27 protein-coding genes are annotated in these 26,615 nt (G+C 61.5%); 4 read left to right on the top strand and 23 right to left on the bottom strand.

Annotated features, from left to right (window positions below; translation table 11 throughout):
- The 4 genes from RY831_RS16175 to RY831_RS16160 form a co-directional block, all read right to left on the bottom strand.
- On the bottom strand, nucleotides 1-315 hold a 315-nt coding region (locus RY831_RS16175), incomplete at its 3' end, for a hypothetical protein (protein ID WP_326507401.1).
- Nucleotides 316-380: 65 nt separating this feature from the next.
- A complete protein-coding gene (locus RY831_RS16170; RefSeq protein ID WP_326507400.1) occupies nucleotides 381-2,438 on the bottom strand; it encodes a UvrD-helicase domain-containing protein in 2,058 nt (685 codons plus the stop codon).
- Nucleotides 2,439-2,602: 164 nt separating this feature from the next.
- A complete protein-coding gene (locus RY831_RS16165; RefSeq protein WP_326507399.1) occupies nucleotides 2,603-3,511 on the bottom strand; it encodes an amidohydrolase family protein in 909 nt (302 codons plus the stop codon).
- Nucleotides 3,512-3,594: 83 nt separating this feature from the next.
- The gene (locus RY831_RS16160) at nucleotides 3,595-4,065 is read right to left on the bottom strand and encodes a J domain-containing protein (protein WP_326507398.1); all 471 of its coding nucleotides are present in this window, start codon (nucleotides 4,063-4,065) and stop codon (nucleotides 3,595-3,597) included.
- Nucleotides 4,066-4,276: 211 nt separating this feature from the next.
- Between RY831_RS16160 and RY831_RS16155 the strand changes: the two genes are divergently transcribed.
- Nucleotides 4,277-5,488 carry an EAL domain-containing response regulator gene (locus RY831_RS16155; RefSeq protein WP_326507397.1) on the top strand — a complete coding sequence of 404 codons (1,212 nt, stop codon included), beginning with the start codon at nucleotides 4,277-4,279 and terminating at the stop codon, nucleotides 5,486-5,488.
- A 94-nt stretch (nucleotides 5,489-5,582) separates the two neighbouring features.
- Nucleotides 5,583-6,053 carry an SRPBCC family protein gene (locus tag RY831_RS16150; RefSeq protein WP_326507396.1) on the top strand — a complete coding sequence of 157 codons (471 nt, stop codon included), beginning with the start codon at nucleotides 5,583-5,585 and terminating at the stop codon, nucleotides 6,051-6,053.
- Between the two features lie 79 nt (nucleotides 6,054-6,132).
- Here the strand turns inward: RY831_RS16150 and RY831_RS16145 are convergent, their stop codons facing one another.
- Together RY831_RS16145 and RY831_RS16140 are read right to left on the bottom strand one after the other, a co-directional pair.
- Complete coding sequence (locus RY831_RS16145) at nucleotides 6,133-7,473, bottom strand: DUF2382 domain-containing protein (RefSeq protein ID WP_326507395.1); 1,341 nt, start codon at nucleotides 7,471-7,473, stop codon at nucleotides 6,133-6,135.
- Between the two features lie 105 nt (nucleotides 7,474-7,578).
- Complete coding sequence (locus RY831_RS16140) at nucleotides 7,579-8,280, bottom strand: YsnF/AvaK domain-containing protein (protein ID WP_326507394.1); 702 nt, start codon at nucleotides 8,278-8,280, stop codon at nucleotides 7,579-7,581.
- On the opposite strand from RY831_RS16140, the gene RY831_RS16135 reads away from it, so the two are divergent.
- Together RY831_RS16135 and RY831_RS16130 are read left to right on the top strand one after the other, a co-directional pair.
- On the top strand, nucleotides 8,279-8,566 hold the full coding sequence (locus tag RY831_RS16135; RefSeq protein ID WP_326507393.1) for a hypothetical protein: 288 nt from the start codon (nucleotides 8,279-8,281) through the stop codon (nucleotides 8,564-8,566). The two genes, RY831_RS16140 and RY831_RS16135, sit on opposite strands and share 2 nt — an antisense overlap.
- Nucleotides 8,563-9,165: a glycine zipper domain-containing protein gene (locus RY831_RS16130; protein WP_326507392.1), complete on the top strand. Its 603-nt coding sequence runs from the start codon at nucleotides 8,563-8,565 to the stop codon at nucleotides 9,163-9,165. The genes RY831_RS16135 and RY831_RS16130 overlap by 4 nt, the downstream gene beginning before the upstream one ends.
- Nucleotides 9,166-9,204: 39 nt before the next feature.
- On the opposite strand, the gene RY831_RS16125 is transcribed toward RY831_RS16130, so the two are convergent.
- The 17 genes from RY831_RS16125 to atpB all read right to left on the bottom strand — a co-directional run bounded on the left by RY831_RS16125 (nucleotide 9,205) and on the right by atpB (nucleotide 26,614).
- Nucleotides 9,205-9,948, bottom strand: coding sequence for an endonuclease/exonuclease/phosphatase family protein (locus RY831_RS16125; protein WP_437126278.1), 744 nt, complete (start codon nucleotides 9,946-9,948; stop codon nucleotides 9,205-9,207).
- Nucleotides 9,948-12,107, bottom strand: coding sequence for a VTT domain-containing protein (locus tag RY831_RS16120; RefSeq protein WP_326507391.1), 2,160 nt, complete (start codon nucleotides 12,105-12,107; stop codon nucleotides 9,948-9,950). The genes RY831_RS16125 and RY831_RS16120 overlap by 1 nt, the downstream gene beginning before the upstream one ends.
- Before the next feature lie 130 nt (nucleotides 12,108-12,237).
- Nucleotides 12,238-12,909 (bottom strand): glutathione S-transferase, encoded by a 672-nt coding sequence (locus tag RY831_RS16115; protein ID WP_326507390.1) that lies wholly within the window; start codon nucleotides 12,907-12,909, stop codon nucleotides 12,238-12,240.
- A gap of 87 nt (nucleotides 12,910-12,996) precedes the next feature.
- Nucleotides 12,997-13,509 (bottom strand): class IV adenylate cyclase, encoded by a 513-nt coding sequence (locus RY831_RS16110; protein WP_326507389.1) that lies wholly within the window; start codon nucleotides 13,507-13,509, stop codon nucleotides 12,997-12,999.
- Between the two features lie 17 nt (nucleotides 13,510-13,526).
- A complete protein-coding gene (locus RY831_RS16105) occupies nucleotides 13,527-15,569 on the bottom strand; it encodes a primosomal protein N' (RefSeq protein ID WP_326507388.1) in 2,043 nt (680 codons plus the stop codon).
- Between the two features lie 747 nt (nucleotides 15,570-16,316).
- Nucleotides 16,317-17,399, bottom strand: coding sequence for a uroporphyrinogen decarboxylase (gene hemE, locus RY831_RS16100; RefSeq protein ID WP_326507387.1), 1,083 nt, complete (start codon nucleotides 17,397-17,399; stop codon nucleotides 16,317-16,319).
- 132 nt (nucleotides 17,400-17,531) lie between these two features.
- A complete protein-coding gene (locus RY831_RS16095) occupies nucleotides 17,532-18,029 on the bottom strand; it encodes a hypothetical protein (protein WP_326507386.1) in 498 nt (165 codons plus the stop codon).
- A 30-nt stretch (nucleotides 18,030-18,059) separates the two neighbouring features.
- Complete coding sequence (locus tag RY831_RS16090; protein WP_326507385.1) at nucleotides 18,060-18,845, bottom strand: SGNH/GDSL hydrolase family protein; 786 nt, start codon at nucleotides 18,843-18,845, stop codon at nucleotides 18,060-18,062.
- Nucleotide 18,846: 1 nt separating this feature from the next.
- Nucleotides 18,847-19,653 carry a polyphosphate kinase 2 family protein gene (locus tag RY831_RS16085; protein ID WP_326507384.1) on the bottom strand — a complete coding sequence of 269 codons (807 nt, stop codon included), beginning with the start codon at nucleotides 19,651-19,653 and terminating at the stop codon, nucleotides 18,847-18,849.
- A gap of 230 nt (nucleotides 19,654-19,883) precedes the next feature.
- Entirely contained in the window at nucleotides 19,884-20,306 is a 423-nt protein-coding gene (locus RY831_RS16080; protein WP_326507383.1) for a F0F1 ATP synthase subunit epsilon, read from the bottom strand.
- Between the two features lie 100 nt (nucleotides 20,307-20,406).
- A complete protein-coding gene (atpD, locus tag RY831_RS16075) occupies nucleotides 20,407-21,807 on the bottom strand; it encodes a F0F1 ATP synthase subunit beta (RefSeq protein WP_326507382.1) in 1,401 nt (466 codons plus the stop codon).
- A gap of 60 nt (nucleotides 21,808-21,867) precedes the next feature.
- Nucleotides 21,868-22,737: a F0F1 ATP synthase subunit gamma gene (gene atpG / locus RY831_RS16070; protein ID WP_326507381.1), complete on the bottom strand. Its 870-nt coding sequence runs from the start codon at nucleotides 22,735-22,737 to the stop codon at nucleotides 21,868-21,870.
- A gap of 35 nt (nucleotides 22,738-22,772) precedes the next feature.
- Complete coding sequence (gene atpA, locus RY831_RS16065; RefSeq protein WP_326507380.1) at nucleotides 22,773-24,308, bottom strand: F0F1 ATP synthase subunit alpha; 1,536 nt, start codon at nucleotides 24,306-24,308, stop codon at nucleotides 22,773-22,775.
- 71 nt (nucleotides 24,309-24,379) lie between these two features.
- On the bottom strand, nucleotides 24,380-24,913 hold the full coding sequence (locus tag RY831_RS16060; protein ID WP_326507379.1) for a F0F1 ATP synthase subunit delta: 534 nt from the start codon (nucleotides 24,911-24,913) through the stop codon (nucleotides 24,380-24,382).
- A gap of 2 nt (nucleotides 24,914-24,915) precedes the next feature.
- Nucleotides 24,916-25,386 carry a F0F1 ATP synthase subunit B gene (locus RY831_RS16055; RefSeq protein WP_326507378.1) on the bottom strand — a complete coding sequence of 157 codons (471 nt, stop codon included), beginning with the start codon at nucleotides 25,384-25,386 and terminating at the stop codon, nucleotides 24,916-24,918.
- 75 nt (nucleotides 25,387-25,461) lie between these two features.
- Entirely contained in the window at nucleotides 25,462-25,707 is a 246-nt protein-coding gene (gene atpE, locus RY831_RS16050; RefSeq protein WP_326507377.1) for a F0F1 ATP synthase subunit C, read from the bottom strand.
- A 76-nt stretch (nucleotides 25,708-25,783) separates the two neighbouring features.
- Nucleotides 25,784-26,614, bottom strand: coding sequence for a F0F1 ATP synthase subunit A (gene atpB, locus RY831_RS16045; RefSeq protein ID WP_326507376.1), 831 nt, complete (start codon nucleotides 26,612-26,614; stop codon nucleotides 25,784-25,786).
- Between the last annotated feature and the right edge of the window lies 1 nt (nucleotide 26,615).

The raw sequence follows: 26,615 nt of genomic DNA, 5'->3' as shown, positions 1-26,615 counted from the left end.
GGTCACATTGGTTTGCGCGGATGCGGCGCCGGCGACAGCGCCGAGCACTGCCAGTGCGATGAGCGATTTTTTCATTGTTGGTTTCCCTGGTTGATCAATAGGATTGGCTGCATGCCTGCTCGTGCCGGCCTCCGCCGCACTCGAAAGGCGTCCGGGTCCGTTTTGCGCGGAACTGCTGCAAGGGCAAGAGGATGGCTTCAAGCGTTTATTGGCATGAGTACATGCGTTGAAGCTTCTTTGGCAGGCATCCTCAATGCCGGTGCACGGAGCAGGCAGCCCGGATTCTGCCGTCGTCAGATGACCGGTTGATGACATGCTTGCAATCCGGAAGACGGCAGCGTTCGGGACGGCAAGCACCGTCCCCTCCCGCCAGGATGCGCTCAGGCCACCTTCGGCCGGTTCAGCAAGGCCTTGAGGTTGGCCAGCCGGTCCTGCGGCGACAGCTTTTCCTCTTCCTTGGGCACGGCATCGCCCTCATCGAGCTTCATCTCCTTGATGAAGCGGGAGACGTCGCAATTGATACTTTCCCGGGCGCGCTTGCGCTTCTTGCACCAGGTGATGTGCAGGCTGCGCTGCGCGCGCGTAATGCCGACATACATCAGCCGCCGCTCTTCCTCGATGCGGGCGGCGAGCAGCTCGGCCGGCGCATCCGGATCGCCCTTGTGCGGCAGGATGCCTTCTTCCACGCCCACCAGGAACACATGGGGGAACTCCAGTCCCTTCGATGCATGCAGGGTCGACATGCGCACCGCATCGGGCTCCTGGTCCCGGCCTTCGAGCATGGTCATCAGCGCCACCATCTGCGTCAATTCGAGGAGGCTCTTTTCCTCATCGGTGCCGTCGCGCCCGCCGGTGCCTTTTTCCTTGAGCCAGGTGGTGAAGTCGAGCACGTTCTGCCACTTCGACTGCGCCTGGCGGTCGTCGAAGGTATCGTAGAGATAGGCTTCGTAATTGATCTCCTTCATCATCTCGTCGAGCAGCTCGGCCGCGTTCTCGCCGCGCTTGGATGCGCGCGCTTCCAGCCCGTTGATGAAGTTGCAGAACTCGCGCAGCGGGTTGAGCTGGCGGTCGGCCAGCTTGGATTCGATGCCGCCCTTGAACACCGCTTCGAACAGCGAGCACTGCCATTGTCCGGCGAAGGCGCCGAGCGCTTCCAGCGTCGACTGGCCGACGCCGCGCTTGGGCGTGGTGACCGCGCGGATGAAGGCCGGATCGTCATCGCCGTTGGCGACCAGGCGCAGGTAACTGACAATGTCCTTGATCTCGGCACGGTCGAAAAAGCTCTGGCCGCCGGAGATGGTGTAGGGAATGCGCTCCTTGCGCAGCGCCTGCTCGATCACGCGCGCCTGGTGGTTGCCGCGGTAGAGCACCGCATAGTCGGAAAATTTTGCGCGCCGCTCGAACTTGTGCGCCGAGATCATGATCGCGATCTGCTCGGCTTCCTGCTCGTCGTCCTGCATCGCCAGCACCTTGACCGGGTCGCCCAGGCCATGCTCGGACCACAGCTGCTTTTCGAACAGCTTGGGATTGTTGGAGATGACCGCGTTGGCCGCCTGCAGGATGCGGGTGCTGGAGCGGTAGTTCTGCTCGAGCTTGATCACCTTCAGGTCGGGGAAATCGACCTGCAGCTGCTTGAGATTTTCGATGGTGGCGCCGCGCCATGCATAGATCGCCTGGTCGTCGTCGCCGACGGCTGTGAACATCGGCTTCTTGCCGATGCCGGTGACCAGCAGCTTGACCAGTTCGTACTGGCAGGTGTTGGTGTCCTGGTACTCGTCGACCAGCAGGTAGCGCAGCTTGCGCTGCCAGCGGTCGCGCACCGCTTCATTGCTGCGGAACAGTTCGACCGGCAGGCGGATCAGGTCGTCGAAATCCACCGCCTGGTAGGAGGACAGGGTGGCGACGTAATTGCGGTAGATGCGCGCGGCCTGCGCTTCGTCTTCGGTGACGGCCTGGCGCAGCGCAGCGTCGGGATCGACCAGGCCGTTCTTCCACAGCGACATCATGTTCTGGATGCGGCGCACCACTTGCTTGTCGGTGGTGATCGCCAGGTCCTGCACCAGCGAGAAGCAGTCGTCGCTGTCCATGATCGAGAAGCGGTCCTTCAGGCCCAGCTCCTTGGCCTCGCGCCGCAGGATCTGCACGCCGAGCGAATGGAAGGTACAGACGGTGAGCTGCTTGGCTTCCTTCGGTTCCTTGAGCAGCTTGGCGATGCGCTCCTGCATTTCCAGCGCCGCCTTGTTGGTGAAGGTGACGGCGGCGATGTTGCGCGCCTCGTAGCCGCAATCCTCGATCAGGTGCGCGATCTTCTGCGTGATCACGCGCGTCTTGCCGGAGCCGGCGCCGGCCAGCACGAGGCATGGGCCATCCATGTATTTCACCGCTTCGCGCTGCGGCGGATTCATTCCATGCATACCGGGAGAGGAGGGATGTGACATGCGCAAGACCGAAAACCAAAGCGGCCCATTGTAGCAGCGCATCGCAGCGCAGCCCGCGTCTTGCGCGTGCGTTGCGGCTTCGCTACGGCTCGCCGGTCGGACATTCGCGGTTCATGGTCAAACCGGCAAGCTTGCCGCCTCGGATGCGCACATCGACCGCAAATTCACTGCAGCCCGAAGATCTCCATGCCGTTGCGATAAGCGACCCGTTCCGCCACGTCGCGCGGCAGCGCGCTGAGCATGCGCCGGTAAAACGCGGCCAGGTTTTCCACCTCGCCCCAACGCGGCGTGACCCAGGTATCGGTGCCGACCACGAAACGGTTCGGATATTTCATGAACAGCTGCTTCCAGCGCGGATTGAGCGTGCCGTCCTGTTCCAGGTCGCCGCGATACGATAGTTCGCCGACGATGTTCGGATACTGCTCGAACATCTGCTCGACCTTGTCGAGCGGCGTGCTCATGCCGGTGTGCGCCCAGATCAGCTTGACGCCGGGCGCATGGCGCAGGATGCGCTCGACCGCGTCCTCGTCCGAATGCGCATGCAGCCACAGGCCGCGTTCCTTCGCCAGACGGGCGATCTTCGCCATGTAGGGAGCATCGGCATCCTTGCCGAAGATATGGAATTCGCCGATGCCGCGGTAAATGCCGCGCTGCAGTTCCTTTTCCACGTACTCGGCCACGCCCGAGCTGCTGAACCAGTCATGGCGGTCGGGCTGTACCCGATAGGGTCGCAGAAAGGGAACGATCTGGATGTCAGGCGCCTTCTGCGCCATCAGGTCGAGCGTGCCGTCGTTCGGCCGGCTGGTCGCGAGCACGCCGCGGATGCCGGTCTTGCGCCACAACTCGACCACCTGCTTCGGCGACAGGAGGGACCTCGCCTCGACGTTGTAATGCATGTGCGCATCGAAGATCGGCAATCGTTCTTCGGCCTGCGCAATGGCGCCCATCCCGGCCAGGCATAGCACTCGGCCGATACGGGCGAGCCAGCGGCCCGGGCTTAGCCGTGGCCGGCCATTCGGCGCGGGCGTGGCCCGGAACGAGGATTCGGGCGAGGCGAAAACATGTGCGTGCATGGCGGGCTCCTCCAAGGAGCGCTCATTGTGACGCATCGCCGCCGCCGTTGCACGCCGCATTGCGACCGGTGCCCCTGAAAGTTCTATCTGGCGGAAGCCAGATGCGGTTGCGCGGGAGTGGAGACAGGGGATGAACTGGAAACCGAAGCAGGCGAAGCCGTGGGGCGCGCGGCATCGGTGCCGAAGACCTGCCCGATCTGCTGCGAGATGTCTGCCGAGAAGTCGGGCCAGGCCGGAAAATACGGGCTGGCGACAATCAGCCCCATGCCGATCACCAGCGCCGACACGGCAATGATGGCCCCGCCGATATCGAGCATGCGGTCGCGCCGCTGCTCGCGCTGCGTCAGATCGAGATCGTAAGCCTGGCGGCGTCCCGGCGAAGACAGCACCAGGTAAGCCTGGCGCACCGCCTGCAGCTTTTGCTTGGCCCGCCGGCTCAACGGCTGCATGCCGAGGCCGAGCAAGTGCCGGTTTAGATGGCGGCGGTAGCCGAGTTCGATTTCGATATGGCTGGCCTGGCGGCGCACGCCGAGCAATTCATAGAGTGTTTTCATGAGAAAAATGCCTATCCGACAACGCCTGAGGTTATAGCGAAAGGCTGCGGCGGCAGCAATCCCGCGTTTATGGGACGTTCCGGCATGCAATAAACCTTGGAATGCAAATAATGCTGTGTAGTCGGCGCCAAAAGCTCGCCCGAGGCCGGCAAGCTGCGGCATAATTTCCTCGTTGCAATGATCCCGCCCCTCATTCGCAGGACCGAAAGCCATGAACCCTGAACGTCCCGTTTCCATCGCCGACCTGCGCTTCCTGATCGCGGAAGATGACAATTTTCAGCGCCATTGGTTAAAGGTCATGCTGACCAAGCTGGGCGCCTGCCATGTGGCCGAGGCGGAAAACGGGCGCATTGCGCTCGACATGCTGCGCTCCGATGAACCGGTCGATATCAGCTTCATCGACCTGAACATGCCGGAGATGGACGGCATCGAGCTGGTCCGGCATCTTGCCAACCTGGAACACCGCACCGCCATCGTTCTCACCAGCGCCCTGGGCTCGGCCCTGCTGTTTTCGGTGGAAACCATGTCCAAGGCCTACGGCGTCCATTTGCTGGGCACCTTTGAAAAACCGGCCACACCCGAAGTGCTGCAGCAATTGATCGACCAGTACCGCCCGCGGCCGCCGAAAGGCAAGGTGCGCAGCACCCTGCCCACGTTCACGCTGGCGGAAATCCAGCGCGGCATCTCGGCGGATGAATTCGAGCCTTTTTTCCAGCCCAAGGTGGAACTGGCCAGCGGCAAGGTCAAGGCGGTCGAGGCCTTCGTGCGCTGGCGCCATCCGCAGTACGGGCTGCTGACGCCGCCGGCGTTCATTCCCACACTCGAGGCGAGCGGCCACATGGAATCGCTGACCTGGCTGGTGATCGAGCGCTCAGTCGCGGCCTGCCGCAGCTGGCATGATCTCGGCCTGATGCTGGGGGTGTCGATCAACCTGTCGGTGACCTCGCTGGCCGAGCCCGGACTGGCCGAAAAGATACTCGCCCATATCGGGCAGCACCGCATCGAAGCGCAATACATCACCTTCGAGATCACCGAGCTGATGGCGATGACGGACGTGCCGATCTGCCTGGAAAACATTGCCCGCCTGCGCATGAAAGGCTTCGGCCTATCGATCGACGACTACGGCACCGCGCACTCGAACTTGCAGCAATTGCTGCGCATTCCCTTTCTCGACCTCAAGATCGACCGTTCCTTCGTGGCGGGCGCGTCGCAGAACGGGCAAATGCATATCGCGCTCAGCTCCTGCCTGGACCTGGCGCGCAAGCTGCGCCGCAATTCGGTCGCGGTCGGCGTGGAAACGCGCGAAGACTGGGACCTGCTGCGCGACCTGGGCTGCACTTATGCGCAGGGTTATTACATTGCCAAGCCGATGGAGCGCGATGCGGTACCGGGCTGGATCGAGGAGTGGGCGCAATTTTTCTGAACTTGCGCTGCAGGCGCGGCTTCGAAGCGCAAAGGCATTACCAAGGCATTACAAAGACATTACACTGAGCGATTGCCCTTGCGTGCCGTACATCATGAAATTTTCCCACCTCATCGAAATCAACGATCCCCTCAATCCGCTGCTGGACACCTTGTCGCGCGAGCAACTCTGGCGCGGACTGGTCTTGCGGGCGGAAACGCCGAAGGTCTTCGTGCCTTACCTGGACAAGTGCAACATCCTTGAAAAGTCGTCGCTGTCGATATCGCGCGAACTGCATTACGGCACGCTGGTGGTGCACGACCGCGTGACTTTCCTGCCGCAGGAACAGGTGGTGTACCACGTGCCGGCGCAGAACGAGATCCCGGAATCGACGCTGACGATGACCATCGAGGAACCGGAACCGAACATCTTCTTCGTGCGCTTCGAATACGACGACGGCGCCGACGAAGCGCAGGACAGTGCGGAAGCCATGTACAACGACTTCCGCAAGTCGGCCTATACCGAATCGGACATCGATACCATCCGCACCATCCGTGAAATGGCTGAAAAGGGCGAGCTGGGATAAGTTGCGGAAATCAGGCGCCGGCGTCGGCCATGCGGCCGGAATCATCCGGCCGCATGCACGAAGTGCTTGGCGATGCCGATCAGCGCTGGCCGCGACCGGATACGCGCTCGGCGCCGTAGCGCACCGCATCCTTCACCTTATCCCAAGCGCTTTCGGGATGATTGGTTTCCCATTCCCTGCGCATGCCGGGCTCGACATCTTCCCAGCGGCCGCTCCGATAATGTTCGCTGCCGGCCATGGTCGAGCCATAGCGATAGGCGGCATCGTAGTCTTCGTACCGGCTGCCGGACTGGCCGTAGGCAGTCTGCCAGTGGGTGCGGTAGTCCGAATCGTCGGCGGTCATGCCGGTGTCGCGATAGTCGGACATCATGTCGGACCGCGCCCCGGCGTGCGTTCCGAGCTGCTCCACTTCGACATCGGTACGGCGCACGGTGTCGTTGATCTGCTCGGTGCGCTCGGTGGCTTCCTTGCCGACCACGACTTCCTCGACCACGCGCGCGGTCTTCGACACCACGGCTTCCTCGGCCGTTTCACGCAGCTCCATCGCGCCTTCCCTGATGGCGTCGATATCAGCCGCGCTGGCCGGCTGGTCGACCGGATGGCGCTCCACCCTGACATGCTCTTCGCGCAGCTGCACCGACTCATTGACCGGCGTTTCGCGCACGCGCTGATATACGCGCACGCCGCCGCGCTGCACTTCGCGCTTGCCGACCTGCAGCTCTTCCTCGACCACCGGGATGCGGGTGCCATCGGTCTGGCTGCCGGTCAGGGTGCGATCGGTCGCGCCGGCGTCGCGCTGCATCGACGAGCCGGATTGGGCGGCACCGGACATGCCGGTCATTCCCGTCATACCCGTTGCGCCAGCCGGCGTGGCATCCGAGCTCCAGTCGGTGCGGGAAGTCGATACCGAATCCGATGCGCTCATGTCGCTCATCGCGTCGCCGATCGATGGCGCGCGCGACTGGCCATACATCGCCCTGTCCTTCTCGATCTCGCTGTCGGTGTACATCGGCGCGCTTTCGTCGTAGCGGCTCCAGCCCTGGCTCCTCCAGTGGGAAGAGCGCTCGTCGATGTCAACCGGATCGAAGCGGTTCATGATTTCGGTGGCGCGGTCGCGCTGCTCGTCGCTGGCGGCATTGACGCTCAGCACGCAGCTGCCGCGGCGCACGGCTTCGGAATAGATGTCGTGATGTTCGTGATGGTCTTCCATGCCGAACAGGGAACGGAAGAAGTTGCCGATGGAGGATCCGCCTCCGCTGCCTGCAGACGAGCCTGTGCCGTCGCTGCTGCCGGCGGTCATGCCGTCGGCATCCGGGCTGAGTTGCACATCCGAACGGGAAAAGCCGGCGGAGAGCAATTCATTCATTGCATTCTGCGCCTGGGCATAACTGTCATACACGCCTACTACGGTATTTTCCATGATCAGTCTCTCCAATAAACAGGATTGCCCGGTAAATGCTCCGGGAAGCACGACTTGAGCAGACAGCTGCAGGCATAAGCCATGCCTGCCCGCCGCATGTCATGTTCAATGCGGACGTCCGGATGGCGGCTGCGGCGCGCCCTCGTCGAAACGCTCGACCCGGACCTGTTCGGAACGCAGGCGCACTTCCTGCGACGCATCGATGGGCCGCTGCTGCCGGGTGATGCGCACTTCCTCCTTGAGCACCAGCTGCTTCTGCACCACCAGCACTTCTTCCAGCACCGGGACCACCAGCGTATCGCCCTCGTACCGGGTCTGCGGCGCTTCGCCGCTGACCACGCGCCCCAGCGGCACATGCTCGACCACGAGCTCGTCATGCATCAGACGCTGCTCGATCCGTTCCACATGCTCGGAGACAGTCTTGTGAAGGCGGACGCCGCGGCCGGTGTCGACAAGCTGCTTGTCCACCTGCAGTTCCTCCTCCATCACCGGAAAGCGCATCTGCGTGCTCTGGACCGCGTCGTAAGAGGTCCCGTCCGCGGCAACCTGGGAAGCCTGGGAAGCCTCGGCCGGTGCGGGACGGAACTGGAACGGCAGGCGGTAGCTGCCGTCGGCCTGGACCGCGAGCAGGCTGACCGGCACCAGTACCTGCATGCCGTCGGACAATCTGATCCAGGCCTGCATCTCGTCGCCGTCCTGCTGCAGGGAAGTAATGGTCGCCGGCGTGCCGGCAATGTCGACGACCCGTGCATTGGCCAGCTGCCTGCTCGAGACAGGTGCGCCGGCATTGTCCGGAAAGTGTGCCATGAGTCTCATCCATTCTCAGTCGGGGAAAAAGGGAATGAATGCAAGGAGCGGGCCGGAGGCGATCGACTGGCCACGGCAACGCGCCGGCGCACATGCGCAATGGAGAAGGACGGGTAAATTTTGGCCGCAATACGGCGAGATACGCGGTTTTTACCGGCCGCGCGGCAAAATTTACAGCGCGGGGGCGCAGTCTTCATCTTTTGATCAGGAAAGGCTTGCCGAAACTATTAGCAAGGCTTGCTCTCTTACTCATATTCATGAAAACCCATCAAGGAGCCAGCCATGACTACTATTATCGCAGGCCGATTTCAAGAGCAGTCGGAGGCCACTTACGCAGTGGAGGAATTATTGCGCGCAGGATTCGATCGCGAACAGCTCTGCTACTTTTTCTGCAATCCTGCCGGACAGCACGGCGCCTATCCGATCGGCGGCGATGAAAACATATCGCCCGGCGCCAAGCAATCTGGCAAGGGCGTCGCCGCCGGCGCGGCCACCGGTGCCGTGGTCGGCGCCGCGGCCACGCCGGTGCTCGGACCGGTCGGTGCCGTGACAGGCAGCTTGGTCGGCGCGCATATCGGCGGCCTGGTGGGCAGCATGTCGTCGATGAAGGACCAGGACGAAATGCACGAGGAAGGCAGCGCGCCCCGCAATCCCGTGCCGGTGCGCCAGTCGGGCATGATGGTCGCGGTAGCCGTGCCGCAGGATGACGAATACCACGACCGCGCGGTCAACGTGCTGCGCTCGCTGGGCGCGATGGATATCGAACAGGCGCAGGGTACGATGGAAAACGGCGACTGGGTCGATTTCGATCCGGTATCGCTGCCGCAGCTGATCGACTACGCGCCGGAGCAATCCCGCCCCAGCGGCCCCAACCAGCGCGCCTGACAATACGCCGGCGACGAGGATGGCTGGCAGGAATACCTGCTAGCCATCGATGTGCGCGATCAGCGGCAGATGGTCCGATGCGATCCGGGCCAGCGGCGTGGCATGCACTTCGACATGCACCAGCCTGTGCCGCGGACGGATCCAGATGCGGTCGAGCGCGAACAGCGGACGCCGCGACGGAAAGGTGCGAGGCGCCGGCACCGCTTCGAAATGCGATACCAGCCAGCGCAGCGACTGTCCCCAGACGAACCATTCATTCAGGTCGCCCATCAGGATCACCGGCATTTCCTCGGTATCGAATACCTGCAGCAGGCGCCGCACCTGGTCGCGGCGCTCCGGGATGCGCAAGCCTAGATGGGTGGCCACCACGCGCAGCATGTGGCCGTGGCAGTTGATGTCGGCATCGAGCGCGGCGCGCGGCTCGTGGCTGCCGAACGACAGATCGACGTTGCGTACCGACACGACCGGATAGCGGCTGAGCACCGCGTTGCCGAAGCGCCGCTGCGGCGTGTCGCAGGCCGGCCCTTCGATGGCGGTGAACCCGGTGGCCTGCTGCAATTCCTTAAGCACGTTCGGCGACTTGCCGCCGCCGAGCGGCACTTCCTGCAGGGCGATGATGTCGGCATTGATCTCGCGCAGCACGTTCGCAACGCGGTCGGGAGCGAAACGCCGGTCGCAGCCGACCGCGCCATGGATGTTGTAGGTACAGACCGTCAATGGCCAGGGATCGGTATCGGGCACCGCGGTCGTTAGGCGCGGGGCGCTTGCGCTCATGTCATTCATCAGGCGGGTCGTTCCTCTCTTCGGGTTAGCAGTTTCTGCAGCCCGAGCGCAACGGCGATCAGCGACAGCGCCACGCCGATGAGGACGGCGACGGTGCTCGGGCTGGGGTTGCGCACGGCTTCCGCAAGGTGATGGACGAAGGTCACCGTCATCGCAATGCCGGGCAGCATGCCGAGCAGGGTTCCTATCAGGTAGTCGCGCAGGCGGATGTGCGAGGCGCCCGCAACCAAATTGACGACCGTAAAGGGCGCCACCGGCAGCATGCGGATGACGACGACGGCGACGATGCCGCGCCGGGCCAGGCGCTTGCTCAGGCGGTTGATGCGCGGCCCCAGCACTTTCTGCACGGTCTGCCGGCCGAGCCATGCGCCGATGCCGTAGCTTACCGTGGCGCTCAGCAGCGCGCCCGAGATCGCATACAGCGAACCGGCAACCGGCCCGAAGACGATACCGGTCACGGCGATCAGCAACATCACCGGCACCATCGCCAGGCCCGCCACCACGTAACTCGCGACCACGGCAAGCGGGGTGAACGGCAGTTCGTCAAGGTTGCGCGCAAAGGCCACCAGCGAATCCAGGTTGACCCATTCGCGCAGCGGCGTCCAGCGCCAGGCCACGGCGAGCAAGGCGAGCCCGATGGCGAACAGGCCGATGCTAGCCAGGCGGCGAGGCACCGGCTTGCGGGCTTCATTGGGCAGGAATTCGGTGACCAGTTCATCCGGATCGATCGGTTTTTCCGGATCGAAGATGGCTTGCTCGGGGATCAGGGCATCGAGCTCGGGCGTGGTCTCGGGATTCATTTCCCGCAGGCTGCGGCCATCGGTCCGCAGCGCCGCCACCGTGGCATGCAGGCTGCCGCTCCTGGCCATCTCCGCCTCCACCCGCTCCGGGGCCGTATCGAGATGCTCGCCGAGCAGGCGGCTGCGCAGGCGTGCGATGGCGCGCTGAATGATCGGGTCGCCGTTGGCCTCGATGGCGATGTTGCATTCGGTGTCGGTGGCCATGGAACGGCTGCTGAGATTGGCCGAGCCGATCGAAAACAGGTCATCGTCGACCGCGAACACCTTGCTGTGCACGTTCAGGCACTGCGGCGCCAGCCCAGGAATATGCGGGCAGACCATGCGGTAGCGGTCGAACCGGTCGGACGCCTTCAGCCGCTTGTGGGCACGGGCGCGCAGCACGCCCATGGTGGCCTGTTCCAGCCAGCCGCTTTGCGTCTGCGGGGTAACAATGAGCACCTCCGGCCCTTGCGGCTCCTGCAACCGCTGCGCCAGTGCATCGGCGATGGTGCCTGAAGTGAAGTATTGGTTTTCGAAGAACAGGTGCCGGCGCGCGGCGGCAATCGCATCCAGATGCAGCTGCCTGACTTCATGCACGCCCGCCCTGCCCTCGAATTCCGGCTCGGTGCGGGAGATGGCAATGTCAATGTCGGTCAGGTCTGGCTTGACGTGCGCCGGCCAGGGGTCATGGTCGGACTGGCAGACCACCACCGGCGTTTCGTTGCAGGCAAGCTGCCAGCGCGTGCGCGCAAGTTCCCCGAGCGAGCGCGCGGCATCGCCATCGACCATGGCCTGCACATCGTGAAAAGGGGCATGCGGCTTGCCGTCGCTGTCGCAGCGCAAGGGCGCGTGGCAGGCGTGTTCCGAGGTATCCCAGCGACTGCGGGTCAGGTCGAGGCCTCCGACGAAGGCCAGGCGGTCGTCGACCACGACGATCTTCTGGTGATGCGAGCCGCCGATAGGATGCTTGGCATCCATGCGGAAGGCCAGCCGGCGATGGGTGCGCCAGTCGAGCTTGTAGACCGGCAACCATTCCCGCTCCAGCGCGTACAGCATGGCGAAATCCCAGTTGAGCACGTAGATGCGCAGGCTGGGCCGCCCGGCCACCACCTGATGCAGGAATTCACCGAGCGGCTCCGGATAGCCGTCATTGGCGCCTTCCGGGACCAGGCGCATGCGGCTGTCGATATCCCAGCTCAGAATGAAGACGCTGTGGCGCGCGTTGCGGATGGCTGCGCGTACCGCGCGGAAATACGGTTGGGCGTCGACCAGCATGCTGAAGCGATGGGCGCGCTCGATGCGCCAGCAATTGCGTCCCGGCTGCAGGATGCGGAGGCCGGGCGGGGAAGCGGCGGGTTCGGAGCGCTGTTGTAAAGCCATGCGGTTGCTGTCAAGAAGGAAACTGTGAGCGTTCGACGCGACGCTCGGGATGAAGTTTCTCGACTTGATGCAGGACGCGTGCCCACCTGCGGGAGCTTGCCGCGGGGGAATGCCCTGCCTGGCAGTGCGCTCAGCTCAGCAATGCATATTCACCGCCGCGTTCCAGCGCGCGCCGGTAGGCGGGCCGCTCATGGATGCGCTGCAGGAAACCCATTAGTTTCGGGCGCGAGGCATCGAGCCCGGCGCGGGCGGCCGCAGCTTCCAGCGGGAAGCTCATCTGGATGTCGGCGGCGCTGAATTCCTCGCCGGCGAACCAGGTGCGCTGGGCCAGTTCGGCTTCCAGGAAATCGAGGTGACGGGTGATCTGGGGTTGGATGAAACTGCTTTTGGCACGGCCGGCAATGGCACGGGCAATCGGCTTCACGAAAAACGGCATGGGACCGTGCTCGATGCGGTCGAACACCAGCTTGAGCAGCAGCGGCGGCATCGCCGAACCTTCCGCATAGTGCAGGAAGTAGGTATAGCGCAGCCGGTCCTCGCCGCCGCGCGGAGGAGCAAACCGGCCGTGGCCGTAGCGGTCGATCAGGTATTCGACGATGGCGCCGGACTCGGCGATCGTCAGGCCGTCGTCGGTGATCACCGGCGATTTTCCCAGGGGATGAACCTGGCGCAGCGCATCCGGCGCCAGCATGGTCTTGGGGTCGCGCTGGTAGCGCTTGATCTCGTATTCCAGTCCGAGTTCCTCGAGCAGCCAGAGCACGCGCTGGGACCGGGAATTATTGAGGTGATGGACGATGATCATGGGACGGGGTTCCTCCTGGGGTCTGAATTCGATGGCGGGGCAAGGCGAGGCGATGTGGCTTGCCGATTGTGCCACGTCCGCCGCAGATCAGCCGGACCGCAGCAGATCGAGATAGGCCCCGTGCACCAGTTGATCGGCGGTGATGCCGAGCCGTCCCATCAAGTCATGCGCGACCGCCATGCCCTGCTCCGCCGCCTGCCCTTCGCCCAGCACCACTTCCAGTTCCATGAAATCGCCCAGGCCTTCGACGCGGTCGAGATGAATGCGGGTGGCGCCGGCCAGGTAGAGCGTGCGCTGCTTGATGACGCGTCCGATCTGTCCACAGGCCTCGCTCAGGGTGGCTCGCAGCTGGTCCGGCGCCGCCGTGGGCGTGATCAGGTAGTACGACTCTTTCGGCCCGGCGGTGTCGGCGCGACGGTAATAGATCAGCTGTCCTTCATCGGCGGAAAAAACGCGCAGTTTCAGGCGGCCGTTCGGGCAGGCGAAGAAGGTGTCGTCCTGCGTGATGAAGAACGGGCCCTGGTCGGCGATGGCCGCCGCGCGCGCTTCCAGCTCCTCCGGATGGAGAACGCGCGCCTTGATTTCGATATTGCGTGACATGTCGATGCCCGGTTCGCTCAGATATCCACCGGATCGACTTCCAGCGACCACCGGGCGCGGGTTTTTGTTGCTCTGAGCTGCGCCATCCAGGCCTTGAGGAAGGCTTGCAGCGCGGGGCGCGACGGCGACTCGGCCAGCAGCTGGGCGCGATCGACGTTGGAGACGCGGGTGACCGTCATCGGAATCGGATCGTTGATGATGATGCCTTCATGTTCGGTGCATTGCGCGGCATGCTGCAGGAAATCGAGCGCCGTCTGCAATTCCCTGGCCTCGGCGCGCAGCAGCGCCTGGTACATGAAGGGCGGCACGCCGGCCTGGCGCCGTTCCTCGAGCAGGTCGCTGGCGAAGCGGTCGTAGTCGTGCGCCATCACCGCGCCGTACAGCGGATGCGTCGGGTAGCGGGTCTGGATCAGCACTTCGCTGGCATTGCCGCCCTCCTTCTGTCCGGCGCGCCCGGCGCGTCCGGCCACCTGCATCAGCTGCGCGAACAGACGCTCGCTGGCGCGGTAATCGTGCGAGAACAGCGCGGTGTCGGGATTGAGCACGCCCACCAGCGTGAGGTTGCGAAAGTCGTGGCCCTTGGCCACCATCTGGGTGCCGATCAGGATGTCGACGTCGCCGCGGTGCACGCTGTCGAAGGCCGCCTGCGCGCTGCCCTTGAGCCGCGTGGAGTCGGCGTCGATGCGCATGATGCGCGCCTGCGGGAAGACCCGCTGCAAGCCTTCCTCCACCCGCTGCGTCCCGCGTCCCAGCGGCTGCAGGTCGATGTTGCCGCAGGTCGGGCAGGAACGCGGAATGCGCAGCTCCAGGCTGCAATGGTGGCAGCGCATCCGGTGTTCCGGCTTGTGCAGCACCATGAAGGCGGTGCAGCGCGGGCAGTTTCCGATCCAGCCGCAGGCATCGCAGGCCAGCACCGGAGCATAGCCGCGCCGGTTGAGAAACAGCAGCGATTGCTCGCCGCGTTCCAGCCGCAGCTTGAGGGCGCCGACCAGCGTCGAGGTCAGGCCCTCCCCCGGCTTGTCGCGTTCCATGTCGATCAGCCTCACCTTGGGCAGCACCGCCGACTGCGATGCCCGCTCGCGCAGCTCCAGCTGCCGGTAACGTCCCGACTGCGCGTGGTGCCAGGTTTCCAGCGACGGCGTGGCAGAGCCGAGCACGATGGGAATCGACAACTGGCGCGCGCGCCAGACGGCCAGGTCGCGCGCCGAATAGCGCAGTCCTTCCTGCTGCTTGTACGAGGCGTCGTGTTCCTCGTCGATGATGATCAGTTTCAGGTGCGGCAATGACGCCATGATCGCCAGCCGCGTGCCGAGCACGATGCGGGCATGGCCGAGGTGCGCGGCCAGCCAGTTGGTCAGGCGTTCGCCTTCGGCCAGGCCGCTATGCAGCGTGGCCACGGGTACACCGGGAAAGCGCGAGCGCACATTACCTTCGAGCTGGGGCGTGAGATTGATTTCCGGGATCAGGATGAGTATCTGCGCCTGGGTGCCCTGCTGTTCGGCCGCCGCCAGCACGCGCGAGGCCGCCTGCAGATACACCTCGGTCTTGCCGCTGCCGGTTACCCCGTACAGCAGGGTGGGCGCGAAGCCTTCGGCGGCGGCGATCGCATCGACCGCCTGCTGCTGTCCGTCGTTGAGGCGCGGCGCATCGGCCGGCGCGGGATCATGCGCATGGTCGAGCCTGGCCAGTTTTTTCAGCGCGCGGTCGAGCGATACGGATTTTTCGCCGCGCAGGTTCTTCGGCAAGGCCGGAATCGCGACTTCCCCGAGCGGCCGCTGGTAGTAGTCCGCGGCGAAGCGGCACAATTCCAGCCAACGCGCGGAAAGCGGCGGAAGCTGTTCGCGAATCGCGATGGCGTTCTTGATCTTGTCGGCGGGGACATCCGATTCCCCTTTCACCTCGACGATGATGCCCGCGGCTTCGCGCCGGCCGAACGGTACCAATGCGAGCTGGCCGACCTGCGGCTTGTTCCGCGGCTGGCTGCCATCTTCCAGCCACCGGTAGTCGAAACAGGTGTCCAGCGGAGTGTCAAGCGCAACGGTGATGAAAACGTCGGTCACGAAGTTAAAGTAATTCTTCAAAGATTGCGCTAACACTACGATTCATAAGGCTTTTTTCCGATGTCCACAAAGTCTGTGGATAACTTTGTGGAGAACTCCTGCTTGACAGCGGAACGCGTCAGGCGTGGCGCGGGTTTCAACAAATTGCCTAGCTGAAATGCAAAATTTTTTCCTTTTAAATTCAAAGACTTGGAAAGTGAGATTTTTATCAGGAAATTATTTTGTCCATTAAATGTTGTTGCTCTGCACAAAGCCAAGGTCTGTCCAATTTTGTGAATAAGTGATGGCGGCGGACGATGTTTGTCAATGTTTTTTCTCTTAAGCATCGCGTCGCAAATCCGACACCGCCAGGAATCACTTTCCTTATGGACTCGCGTTATGCGCCGCATCAAATTCGCATGGCCGTGCGGAAATTTAACGGTTTTCTTAAGGAACTGCTGTAAATACCGGTTTCATAAGTGCTTTTTCAACTGTCCACAAATTCTGTGGATAACTTTGTGGAAAAGCGATTTATAAGCGCTTGGAAAGCTTGATTTCATGCGGTTTCCAACAGAATGCCCTATTGAAAAGCAAAAATAGATCTCTTTTAAATCAATGACTTACATCTTCACTACCAGAAGGAAACAGTGTATTAATGCAACAGACGGCATGCTGTCCCGGTGCGCGGAAAATGTGAATAAACGCTGGTTTCCGTCCGGAAGTGTTGCGTCCGTGATAGTTATTCACAGGCGTTTGCAGAGGCTTTTTCTACCCGCGTTGCCTGCGGCTAAAACTGTGGACAGCCTCGACCAAGACCGTGACCGATTCGGGTGGCGTAAACTGCGAAATCCCATGTCCAAGATTGAATACATGGCCATTTCCCGCAGAGGGCGTTCCATAGGAATTGAGCAGCTTTTCCACTTCGGTGCGGATCTGGTCCGGGCCGGCAAACAGGACATTCGGATCCAGATTGCCCTGCAGCGCCACTTTATGGCCGACGCGCGCGCGCGCCTGGCCGAGGTTGACGGTCCAATCCAGGCCCACCGCATCGGCGCCACTGTCGGCGATCTGTTCGAGCCACAGTCCTCCGCCTTTCGTGAACACGATGGCGGGAATCTTTTCTCCGGCATGCTCGCGCTTGAGCTGGCCGAGCACTTCGCGCATGTAGGCCAGCGAGAACTGCTGGTAGATGCCGTCGGCCAGCACGCCGCCCCAGGTATCGAAAATCATCACGGCCTGGGCGCCGGCCTCGATCTGGGCATTCAGGTAGGCGGCAACAGCGGCGGCATTGGTCCTGAGGATGTGATGCATCAGGTCGGGCCGGTTGTACAGCATGGTCTTGACGGTGCGGAAGTCGTCGGAGCCGCCGCCTTCGACCATGTAGCAGGCCAGCGTCCACGGGCTGCCGGAAAAACCGATCAGCGGCACCCGGCCGTTCAATGCGCCGCGGATCTGGGTGACGGCGTCGAACACATACTGCAGGGAGCCTTCCTGCGGCGTCTGCAGGGCCATGACGGCTTTTTCATCGCGCAGGGGACGCTCGAACTTCGGACCCTCCCCTTCCGCGAAGTAGAGGCCGAGACCCATGGCATCGGGCACGGTCAGGATGTCGGAAAACAGGATGGCGGCGTCTAGCGGGTAGCGCTCGAGCGGCTGCAGCGTCACTTCCGTCGCATAGTCCGGATTCTTTGCCAGTCCGAGGAAGGAGCCGGCGCGCTTGCGGGTGGCGCAGTATTCGGGCAGATAGCGTCCGGCCTGGCGCATCAGCCACAGCGGCGTATATTCGGTGGGCTGGCGCAGCAGGGCTTTGAGAAAGGTATCGTTTTTTAGGGGGGCGAAATTGGATGGCATAGGAAGACTTTCAGTGATCCGCCATTATCGCCGATGCCGGACGATTCGACTGCATGCCCCGCCTTCTGCCGTGCATATTTCCTGGTGCGTTCTTGGTGTTCTTGGGCAGCGGGCATCGTCCTGCCTGCCTTGTCATCTTGCAACCAGGATGCCCTGGTGCTCTTCGTCGGCCACGCGCCGGATGTAGTTTGCGAAATCGGGATCCTCGCCGCGCAGCAGTTGAGGCAGCAGGTAGTAGAAATCCTCGCGCCGGCACCATTCGCGCATGTAGTCGTCCCACGAATTCCAGCGACGCAGCGCAACGCCGCTCAGATCCTCTTCGTAGGAAACGATGTAGGCGCGCTCGAACAGGGCGATCAGCATTTCATAAATGATCAGCGTGCGTTCGCGCTGTTCGTCGGTCAGGTTGCTGCTCTTTGCGGTGGTGCGCAGCTGCAGGTCGGGATTGTCGAGCACGATCTTCAGAAAATCGCTGTAGGCATTCTGCAGCAGTTGGTAAGCCTCCTCATCCTCGGCGTCGCGCTCCTTGCGCTGCTCGTACAGGAATAAAAAGATGGCGAACGGCAAACCTAAAGCCGTCACGATGAAGCTGGCCATCTCCCAGAAATCGGCACTGATCAGAAAATTCATAGGATTCTTAAACGCAATAGTGTTTGAATCCTATCGTACCGGCATTCCGCCGGTCTTCGGTAGCCTAGTCGGCGAACCGGAGGGAGGAAGACGCGCGAGTGCGGCCTCCGCCAGCAATTCGGCCCAGGCAGAATAGCCAGCCGCCGAGGGATGATAGCCGTCGCAGGCCAGCAAGGCGGCATTGCGCAGATCCAGTGCAAGCGGCACATGGAGAATGGCGTCGCTTGCTGCGGCGATGCGATGAAGGGAGACGTCGAGGCTACGGGCTTTCAAACCCATCACATAGCGCAGCGGCTGCGGCAGGACCGGCAGCGCGGCCATGGGCGGCACGCCGGACATCAGAATCTGGTGCGGCGTGCAGCGCCGGGTCACGACGTCCAGCAAGACTGAAACATCCCTTTCCCAGCGGGAGACCGAGCGAAACGAGGTGGTGTCGTTGACGCCGAAGGCCAGCAGCACGAGATCGACATGTCGTTCCGGGACGCAGGGCAGTAACTGTTCCAGCGCATCGGCGACCGTCGCGCCGTTCTTTCCGAATGCGCGCCAGCGCACCGGGCGCTTCAGGCGCTCGGCCAGGGCCGAGGCGAACCGGCTGCCGATGGCTTGTTCATAACTGCTGACGCCGACGCCCGCTACGGTCGATTCCCCGATGCAGAGCATCGACAGCGGCTCGGCATCATGTCCGGCCCCGGCAAGGCCTTCCGCAGGGCCGGACGCCTCTGGCAGGCGCAACGCCAGGCGCCGGGTACGCCTTCCCTGAGCAATCAGGTAGGGCAGGATCGTCAGCGCGACCAGTTCCGGCAGGAAGCGCCGCATGCTAGTCGATCTTGAGCTTGGCCAACTCGGTCTTCGGCGGCGGATACGCCAGCTGCATGCCCTCCATCGCCGCCTGCACGACGGTGGCGATCGCAAGATTGCGGTGCGTCTTGGAATCGGCCGGGACGACGTACCAGGGAGCGTGATCGGCATCGGTTTCGCGTATCGCATCTTCATAGGCGCGCTGGTAGTCGTCCCAGTGCTTGCGCTCCTCGATATCCTTGGCGTCGAACTTCCAGTGCTTTTCCGGATTGTCTATTCGCGCCTGCAGCCTTTCCTTTTGCTCGTCTTTAGAGATATGCAGGAAAAACTTCAGGATCGTGGTGCCGGTTTCCGCCAGCATCCTTTCGAAGTCTCGGATTTGCGCATAGCGACGGCGCCATTCCTTGTCATCGATCCAGCCATGCACGCGCGTCACCAGCACGTCTTCATAGTGGCTGCGGTTGAAGATCACCAGCTCGCCCTGCCCGGGCACCTGCTGATGGACGCGCCAGAGATAGTCATGCTCCTTCTCGACATCGCTGGGCGCCTTGAACGCGTACGAACGTATTCCAAGCGGATCGATGCGCCCGAACACGCCCTTGACCGTGCCATCCTTGCCGGAGGTATCCATGCCCTGGAGAATCACCAGCAGCTTGCGCCGGCGTTCGGCGTACAGGACGTTCTGCAGTTCGGCGATGCGCTCTGCCATCTGCTCCGTCTGCTCCTTGTCCCTGGCCTTGTCGCCGGTGCTGAACGGCTTTTCGCCGGCAGCGTTGTCGCCAAGCTTGAAGTTTTTGCCAATGCGCAGATCATCGATTTTCGCCATCGTTTTTCCTTGATTGTTGGAGTTGCCTCATAACAGCTTCTGAATTGGTCCGGACCTGGAATTGCCGATCCGTTCTCTCGTTCGAGCCTAGCATGCCGCCAAGCTTCAGGCATTTGAGAAGTGGCATATCTTGGCCAAGTGCCGTAAGGGCAATCCGTCTTCGCCGCATGGCGCGAGCAGGAAAAGAAAAAGGCAGCCGAAGCTGCCTTTTCATCTGCTGCCGTACTGCATTACCGCTTCTGGCGCAGCTTCTGGATTGCGGCCAGCTGCGCGACGGCTGCGGCCAGTTCGGCCTGAGCCTTTGCATAATCGATCGATGAGTCCTTGTTCGACAATGCTTCTTCCGCCAATTTCTTCGCTTCTGCCGCCTTGGCTTCGTCGAGGTCGCCGCCGCGGATGGCCGTATCGGCCAGCACGGTGACGCTGTTGGGCTGCACTTCAAGAATGCCGCCAGCGACGAAGACAAATTCATCTTCGCTCTGGCCCGGCACCTTGATGCGCACCGCACCCGGACGAATGCGCGTGATCAGCGGCGTATGCTGGGGATAGATGCCCAGCTCGCCCGCTTCACCCGGCAACGCGACGAACTCGGCTTCGCCGGCGAAGATTTCTTCTTCGGCGGAGACGACGTCTACGTGAATAGTGTTTGCCATGTCGGAGCCTTAAGTGTTCGTTCTAAGATCCACGGTGCGCATGCGGCCGCACCGGGTCACTGATTTGCTTCCTTCCCTCGAGGCAGGAAGCAAAACCGCTTTACTGGATCTTCTTGGCCTTTTCGATGGCTTCTTCGATCGTGCCGACCATGTAGAACGCTTGTTCCGGCAGGTGATCGAGTTCGCCCGAAGCGATCATCTTGAAGCCCTTGATCGTGTCCTTCAGCGAAACGTACTTGCCCGGCGAACCGGTAAACACTTCAGCGACGTGGAACGGCTGGGACAGGAAACGCTGCATCTTACGTGCGCGTGCCACCACCAGCTTGTCTTCCGGCGCCAGTTCGTCCATGCCCAGAATCGCGATAATGTCGCGCAATTCCTTGTAGCGCTGCAGCGTGCCCTGAACGGCGCGTGCGGTCTCGTAGTGTTCCTGACCGACGACGTTCGGGTCCAGCTGGCGCGATGTGGAATCGAGCGGATCGACCGCGGGATAGATACCCAGCGCGGCAATGTCACGGCTCAGAACGACGGTGGAGTCGAGGTGAGCAAACGTGGTTGCCGGGGACGGGTCGGTCAAGTCATCCGCAGGGACGTAGACGGCCTGAATGGAAGTAATCGAACCGGTCTTGGTGGAGGTGATGCGCTCCTGCAGGCGGCCCATTTCTTCGGCCAGCGTCGGCTGGTAACCTACCGCGGAAGGCATACGGCCCAGCAGCGCGGAGACTTCGGTACCGGCCAGCGTGTAGCGGTAGATGTTGTCGACGAAGAACAGGACGTCACGGCCTTCGTCACGGAAGGATTCCGCAATGGTCAGACCGGTCAGCGCCACACGCAGACGGTTGCCCGGCGGCTCGTTCATCTGGCCGTACACCATCGCGACCTTGGAGTTCGCGAGGTTGTCCAGGTCCACGACCTTGGAGTCGGCCATTTCGTGATAGAAGTCGTTGCCCTCACGGGTACGCTCACCCACGCCGGCGAACACGGACAGGCCCGAGTGCGCCTTCGCGATGTTGTTGATGAGTTCCATCATGTTCACGGTCTTGCCCACGCCCGCACCGCCGAACAGACCGACTTTGCCGCCCTTTGCGAACGGGCAGACCAGGTCAATCACCTTGATGCCGGTTTCGAGCAGTTCCTGTGACGGCGACAGTTCGTCGTACGCAGGTGCCTTGCGGTGAATCGATGCGGTGCGATCGGCAGAGACCGGACCGCGCTCGTCGATCGGATTGCCCAGCACGTCCATGATGCGGCCCAGTGTAGCGGGACCGACCGGCACGGAAATCGGTGCACCGGTGTTCTGGATGGTCATGCCGCGACGCAGACCGTCGGAAGAGCCCAGCGCAATGGTACGGACGATGCCGTCGCCAAGCTGCTGCTGCACTTCGAGTGTCAGCTCGGAGCCTGCCATCTTCAGGGCGTCGTACACCCTGGGCATGGCATTGCGCGGAAATTCCACGTCAACCACGGCACCGATACACTGAACGATTTTGCCTTCAGCCATTTTCGTTCCTTCAATATTTTTAAGTTTTAAGATTCTTTACGAGCAGTCGCCAGAAGCCGGTTACACCGCTGCCGCGCCGGCAACAATTTCGGACAATTCCTTGGTAATCGCTGCTTGGCGGGTCTTGTTGTAGACCAGTTTCAGTTCGCCGATCACGTTACCTGCATTGTCCGAAGCGGCTTTCATCGCAACCATGCGCGCCGATTGCTCGGACGCCATGTTTTCTGCGACAGCCTGGTAGATCAGTGCTTCGACGTAGCGCAACAACAACTCATCAATGACGGATTGCGCATCAGGCTCATAGATGTACTCCCATGCATGGGATGACGTATCCGCCTTGATTCGCTCCGCTGACAATGGCAGCAGTTGCTCCATCATCGGCTCTTGACGCATCGTATTGATGAACTTGGTGTAGCAAATGTAGACCGCGTCCAGACGTCCTTCTTCGTAGGCATCCAGCAAAACCTTGATTGGTCCAATGAGCTTATCAAGATGCGGGGTGTCGCCAAGCTGAACTGCATGCGAGACGACTCTTGCACCAATACGATTCAGAAAACTGAAGCCTTTGTTGCCGATTGCGACTGTTTCAACTTTATTACCCTGGCCTTCGAGCTCGCGCACCTTGTTGGTCACCTGACGCAGCACGTTGGTGTTCATGCCGCCGCACAGACCCTTGTCGGTCGTGACGACGATGATGCCCACCGTTTTTGCCGCGTCCTGCTTGACCAGGAACGGGTGCGTGTATTCGGGATTGGCCTGCGACAAGTGAGCTGCGATATTACGAATCTTGTCACTGTAGGGACGGGCCGAACGCATCCGGTCCTGCGCCTTGCGCATTTTGGATGCGGCGACCATTTCCATCGCCTTGGTGATCTTCTTCGTATTTTCTACGCTCTTGATCTTGCCGCGTATCTCTTTACCTGCAGCCATGAGGTCTTACTCCTTTAGCCTGAAGCTCCGGCGGCTCAGAATGTTTTCTTGAAGTCGGCGATCGCGGCGGCCAGCGCAGCTTCGCCGTCCTTGTCGAGTGCCTTGGTATCTTCAATCTTCTGCAGCAGGGCGCCGTGGCTGGTCTTCATGAAGTTGTGCAGGCCGGATTCGAATGCCAGCACGCGCTTCACTTCGATGTCGTCGAAGTAGCCCTTGTTCACCGCGAACAGCGATACAGCCATCAGCGAAATCGGCAGCGGCGAGTACTGCGGCTGCTTCAGCAGTTCGGTCACGCGTGCGCCGCGGTCGAGCTGCTTGCGGGTCGCTTCGTCGAGGTCGGATGCAAACTGAGCAAACGCTGCGAGTTCACGGTACTGCGCCAGGTCGGTACGGATACCGCCGGACAGGCCCTTGATGACCTTGGTCTGCGCTGCGCCACCGACGCGGGACACCGAGATACCGGCGTTGATCGCGGGACGGATACCGGCGTTGAAGAGCGAAGTCTCCAGGAAGATCTGGCCGTCGGTAATCGAAATCACGTTGGTCGGAACGAACGCGGAAACGTCGCCGGCCTGTGTTTCAATGATCGGCAGCGCGGTCAGCGAACCGGTCTTGCCCTTGACTTCGCCATTGGTGAAGGCTTCGACGTAGTCGGGGTTAACGCGAGCAGCGCGCTCGAGCAGGCGGGAGTGCAGATAGAACACGTCGCCGGGATAAGCTTCGCGGCCCGGCGGACGGCGCAGCAGCAGCGAAACCTGGCGGTAGGCGACAGCCTGCTTGGACAGGTCGTCATAAATGATCAGCGCGTCCTGGCCGCGGTCGCGGAAGTATTCGCCCATTGCGCAGCCGGAGTAGGCCGACACGTACTGCATCGCGGCGGATTCGGAAGCGGATGCTGCGACCACGATCGTGTATTCCATCGCGCCGTTGGCTTCGAGCGCGCGCACGATGTTCTTGATGGTCGATGCTTTCTGGCCGATCGCGACATAGATACATGTCATGTTCTCGCCTTTTTGGTTGATGATGGCATCAACCGCAACGGCGGACTTACCGGTTTGACGGTCGCCGATGATCAGTTCGCGCTGGCCGCGGCCGATCGGGACCATCGCGTCGATCGCCTTGAGGCCGGTTTGCATCGGCTGCGAGACGGATTGACGCGCGATAACGCCCGGAGCGATCTTTTCGATCGGGGCGGTCAGCTTGGTGTTGATCGGGCCCTTGCCGTCGATCGGCTGACCCAGTGCGTTGACGACGCGGCCGCGCAGTTCAGGGCCGATCGGCACTTCCAGGATGCGGCCCGTGCACTTGACGGTGTCGCCTTCGGAAATGTGCTCGTAATCACCCAGGATAACGGCGCCAACGGAGTCGCGCTCGAGGTTCAGCGCGAGGCCGAAGGTGTTGCCGGGGAATTCCAGCATCTCGCCTTGCATCGCGTCGGAAAGACCGTGGATGCGGCAGATACCGTCGGTCACGGAAATGACCGTGCCCTGGTTGCGAATCTCAGCGGTGTCGCCAAGGCCCTGGATCCGGCTCTTGATCAGTTCGCTGATTTCAGACGGGTTGAGTTGCATGTTAACTCCTAATATTTTTCACTCTGCCTGGCCTTGTGCCAGGAATCAGAAGCAGCCAGTGAGGCAGCCAATCACGACGCGAGGGCCACGTACATGTGTTGCAGCTTAGCGCGCACGGAAGTGTCGAGCACTTCGTCGCCTACTGCCACGCGTACGCCGCCGATCAGGGAACTGTCTACCGTCACGGTCGGATTGAGCTTGCGGCCAAATTTCTTCTCCAGCGTCGCGACCAGATCGTTCACCTGGGCATCGCTCAACGCGAATGCGCTCGTAATCTCCGCATCTGCCGCGCCTTCGGATGCATTCTTCAATGCATGAAACTGCGTGCCGATTTCCGGCAACAGCGTCAGGCGTCCGTTTTCGACGAGCATCGCGACGAAGTTTTTGGCTTCGGGGCTGACATTCGTCTTCAACAGGGACAGAAAGGTATCGACGACCTGCACATCCGTAAGTTTCGGATTGGCGGTGAAAGACTTGACGTCGGGAAGAGCGGCAACCGCAGCCATTTCCGACACGACATCGGTCCAGGCGGCGAGGTTGCCGGTTTTGGCAACACGGAACAGTGCTTCTGCGTATGGGCGAGCAATGGTTGCGAGTTCGGCCATGATTACAGCTCAGTCTTGAGTTGGTTCAGCAGATCGGCGTGCGCCGTTGCGTTCACCTCACGCTTGAGGATCTGCTCGGCGCCGCTGACCGCGAGGGCGGCCACCTGCGCGCGCAGTGCTTCGCGTGCCTGGATGACTTGCTGCTCCGCATCTGCCTTGGCTGCGGCGATGATGCGCGCAGCTTCGTCGGATGCAGTTTTCTTGGCGTCTTCGATAATTGCCTGAGCACGCTTTTCAGCGTCGTTGATACGCTTTTGACCTTCGTCACGAGCGGAAGCCAGTTCAGCTTGAGCACGCTTTTCAGCGGCTGCCATTTCTGCCTTGCCCCGGTCGGCGGCGGCCAGACCGTTCGCAATCTTCTCGGCGCGCTCATCGAGCACTTTCATCAACGGCGGCCACACGAATTTCATCGTGAACAGCGCGAGGATGAAGAAGACCACGAACTGTGCAAACAATGTTGCGTTGAGGTTCACGGTTATTTCCTTCTCAGAATGACGTTTGCCGGGCAATCTGGCCCGGCAGAATGAGACTCAGCGGTAATAGAAGGATTACGCGCCAGCGAACGGGTTAGCGAATGCGAACAGCAGAGCAACACCAACACCGATCAGGAACGCCGCGTCGATCAGACCGGCCAACACGAACATCTTGGTCTGCAGGGAGTTCATCAGTTCAGGCTGACGAGCGGATGCTTCGAGGTACTTACCGCCCATGATAGCGATACCGATACTTGCGCCGATAGCGCCCAAACCGATGATAAAACCGCAAGCCAGGGCAACAAACGCGATGTCAGTCATGACAATTCCTTTAGAGTTAAAGTTGAAAATTAAAAATTGAAACCAAAAAACAAAACCGAAAGGGTACTAATGAATCTTAATGAGCCTCGTGAGCCTGTCCGATGTACACCAGGGTCAGCATCATGAAGATGAAGGCCTGAAGCACAACAATCAGAATGTGGAAGATGGCCCAGACCGAACCGGCAATCACATGGCCGACAAAGCCGAAGATCGTTGCCATGGAACCGAGCAAGGCGATGAGCAGGAAGATGAGCTCACCTGCATACATGTTGCCCCAGAGTCGCATCGCCAGCGATACGGTCCTTGCCACATATTCGATCAGGTTCAGCAGGACATTGAAAGGCGCCATCCAAGGGCCAAACGGTGCCGCAAACCATTCATGGATCCAGCCACCTAGACCTTTTATCTTGATGTTGTAATAAAACACCAGGGCAAGTACGCCCAATGCCATGCCAAGCGTTCCATTGAGGTCGGCTGTGGGGACGACACGGTGGTAGGGAATCACGTCACTCAAACCAAGCCAAGTGAAGAGCTGACCAAACAAGTCAACCGGCAGGAAGTCCAGCGCATTCATCAGTGCAACCCAGACGAATACCGTGAGAGCTACCGGTGCGATGAAACGGCGGTCGCCGTGAACGATGGACTTGGACTGGTCTTCCACCATTTCAACGAGGATTTCCACCATTGCCTGGAATCGACCCGGCACGCCTGCCGTCGCGCGCCTGGCTGCTTTCCACATAAAGAAGCAACCGACCACGCCCATGGCAATCGACCAGAATATCGTATCAATATTGAGGATCGAAAAATCGATCATCTTTTCCTGATGGCCAGTCGACAGATGGCCAAGATGGTGGGAAATGTACTCCGATGCGGTGGGCGCGTGCCCTCCTCCTGCTGTAGATGCCATA

Origin of the sequence: Noviherbaspirillum album, from assembly GCF_035916955.1 — a bacterium.
GTDB classification, from domain to species: domain Bacteria; phylum Pseudomonadota; class Gammaproteobacteria; order Burkholderiales; family Burkholderiaceae_D; genus Noviherbaspirillum; species Noviherbaspirillum album.
Note: the sequence above shows the minus strand (reverse complement) of the source record. Positions and strands in the feature narration are given on the sequence as shown.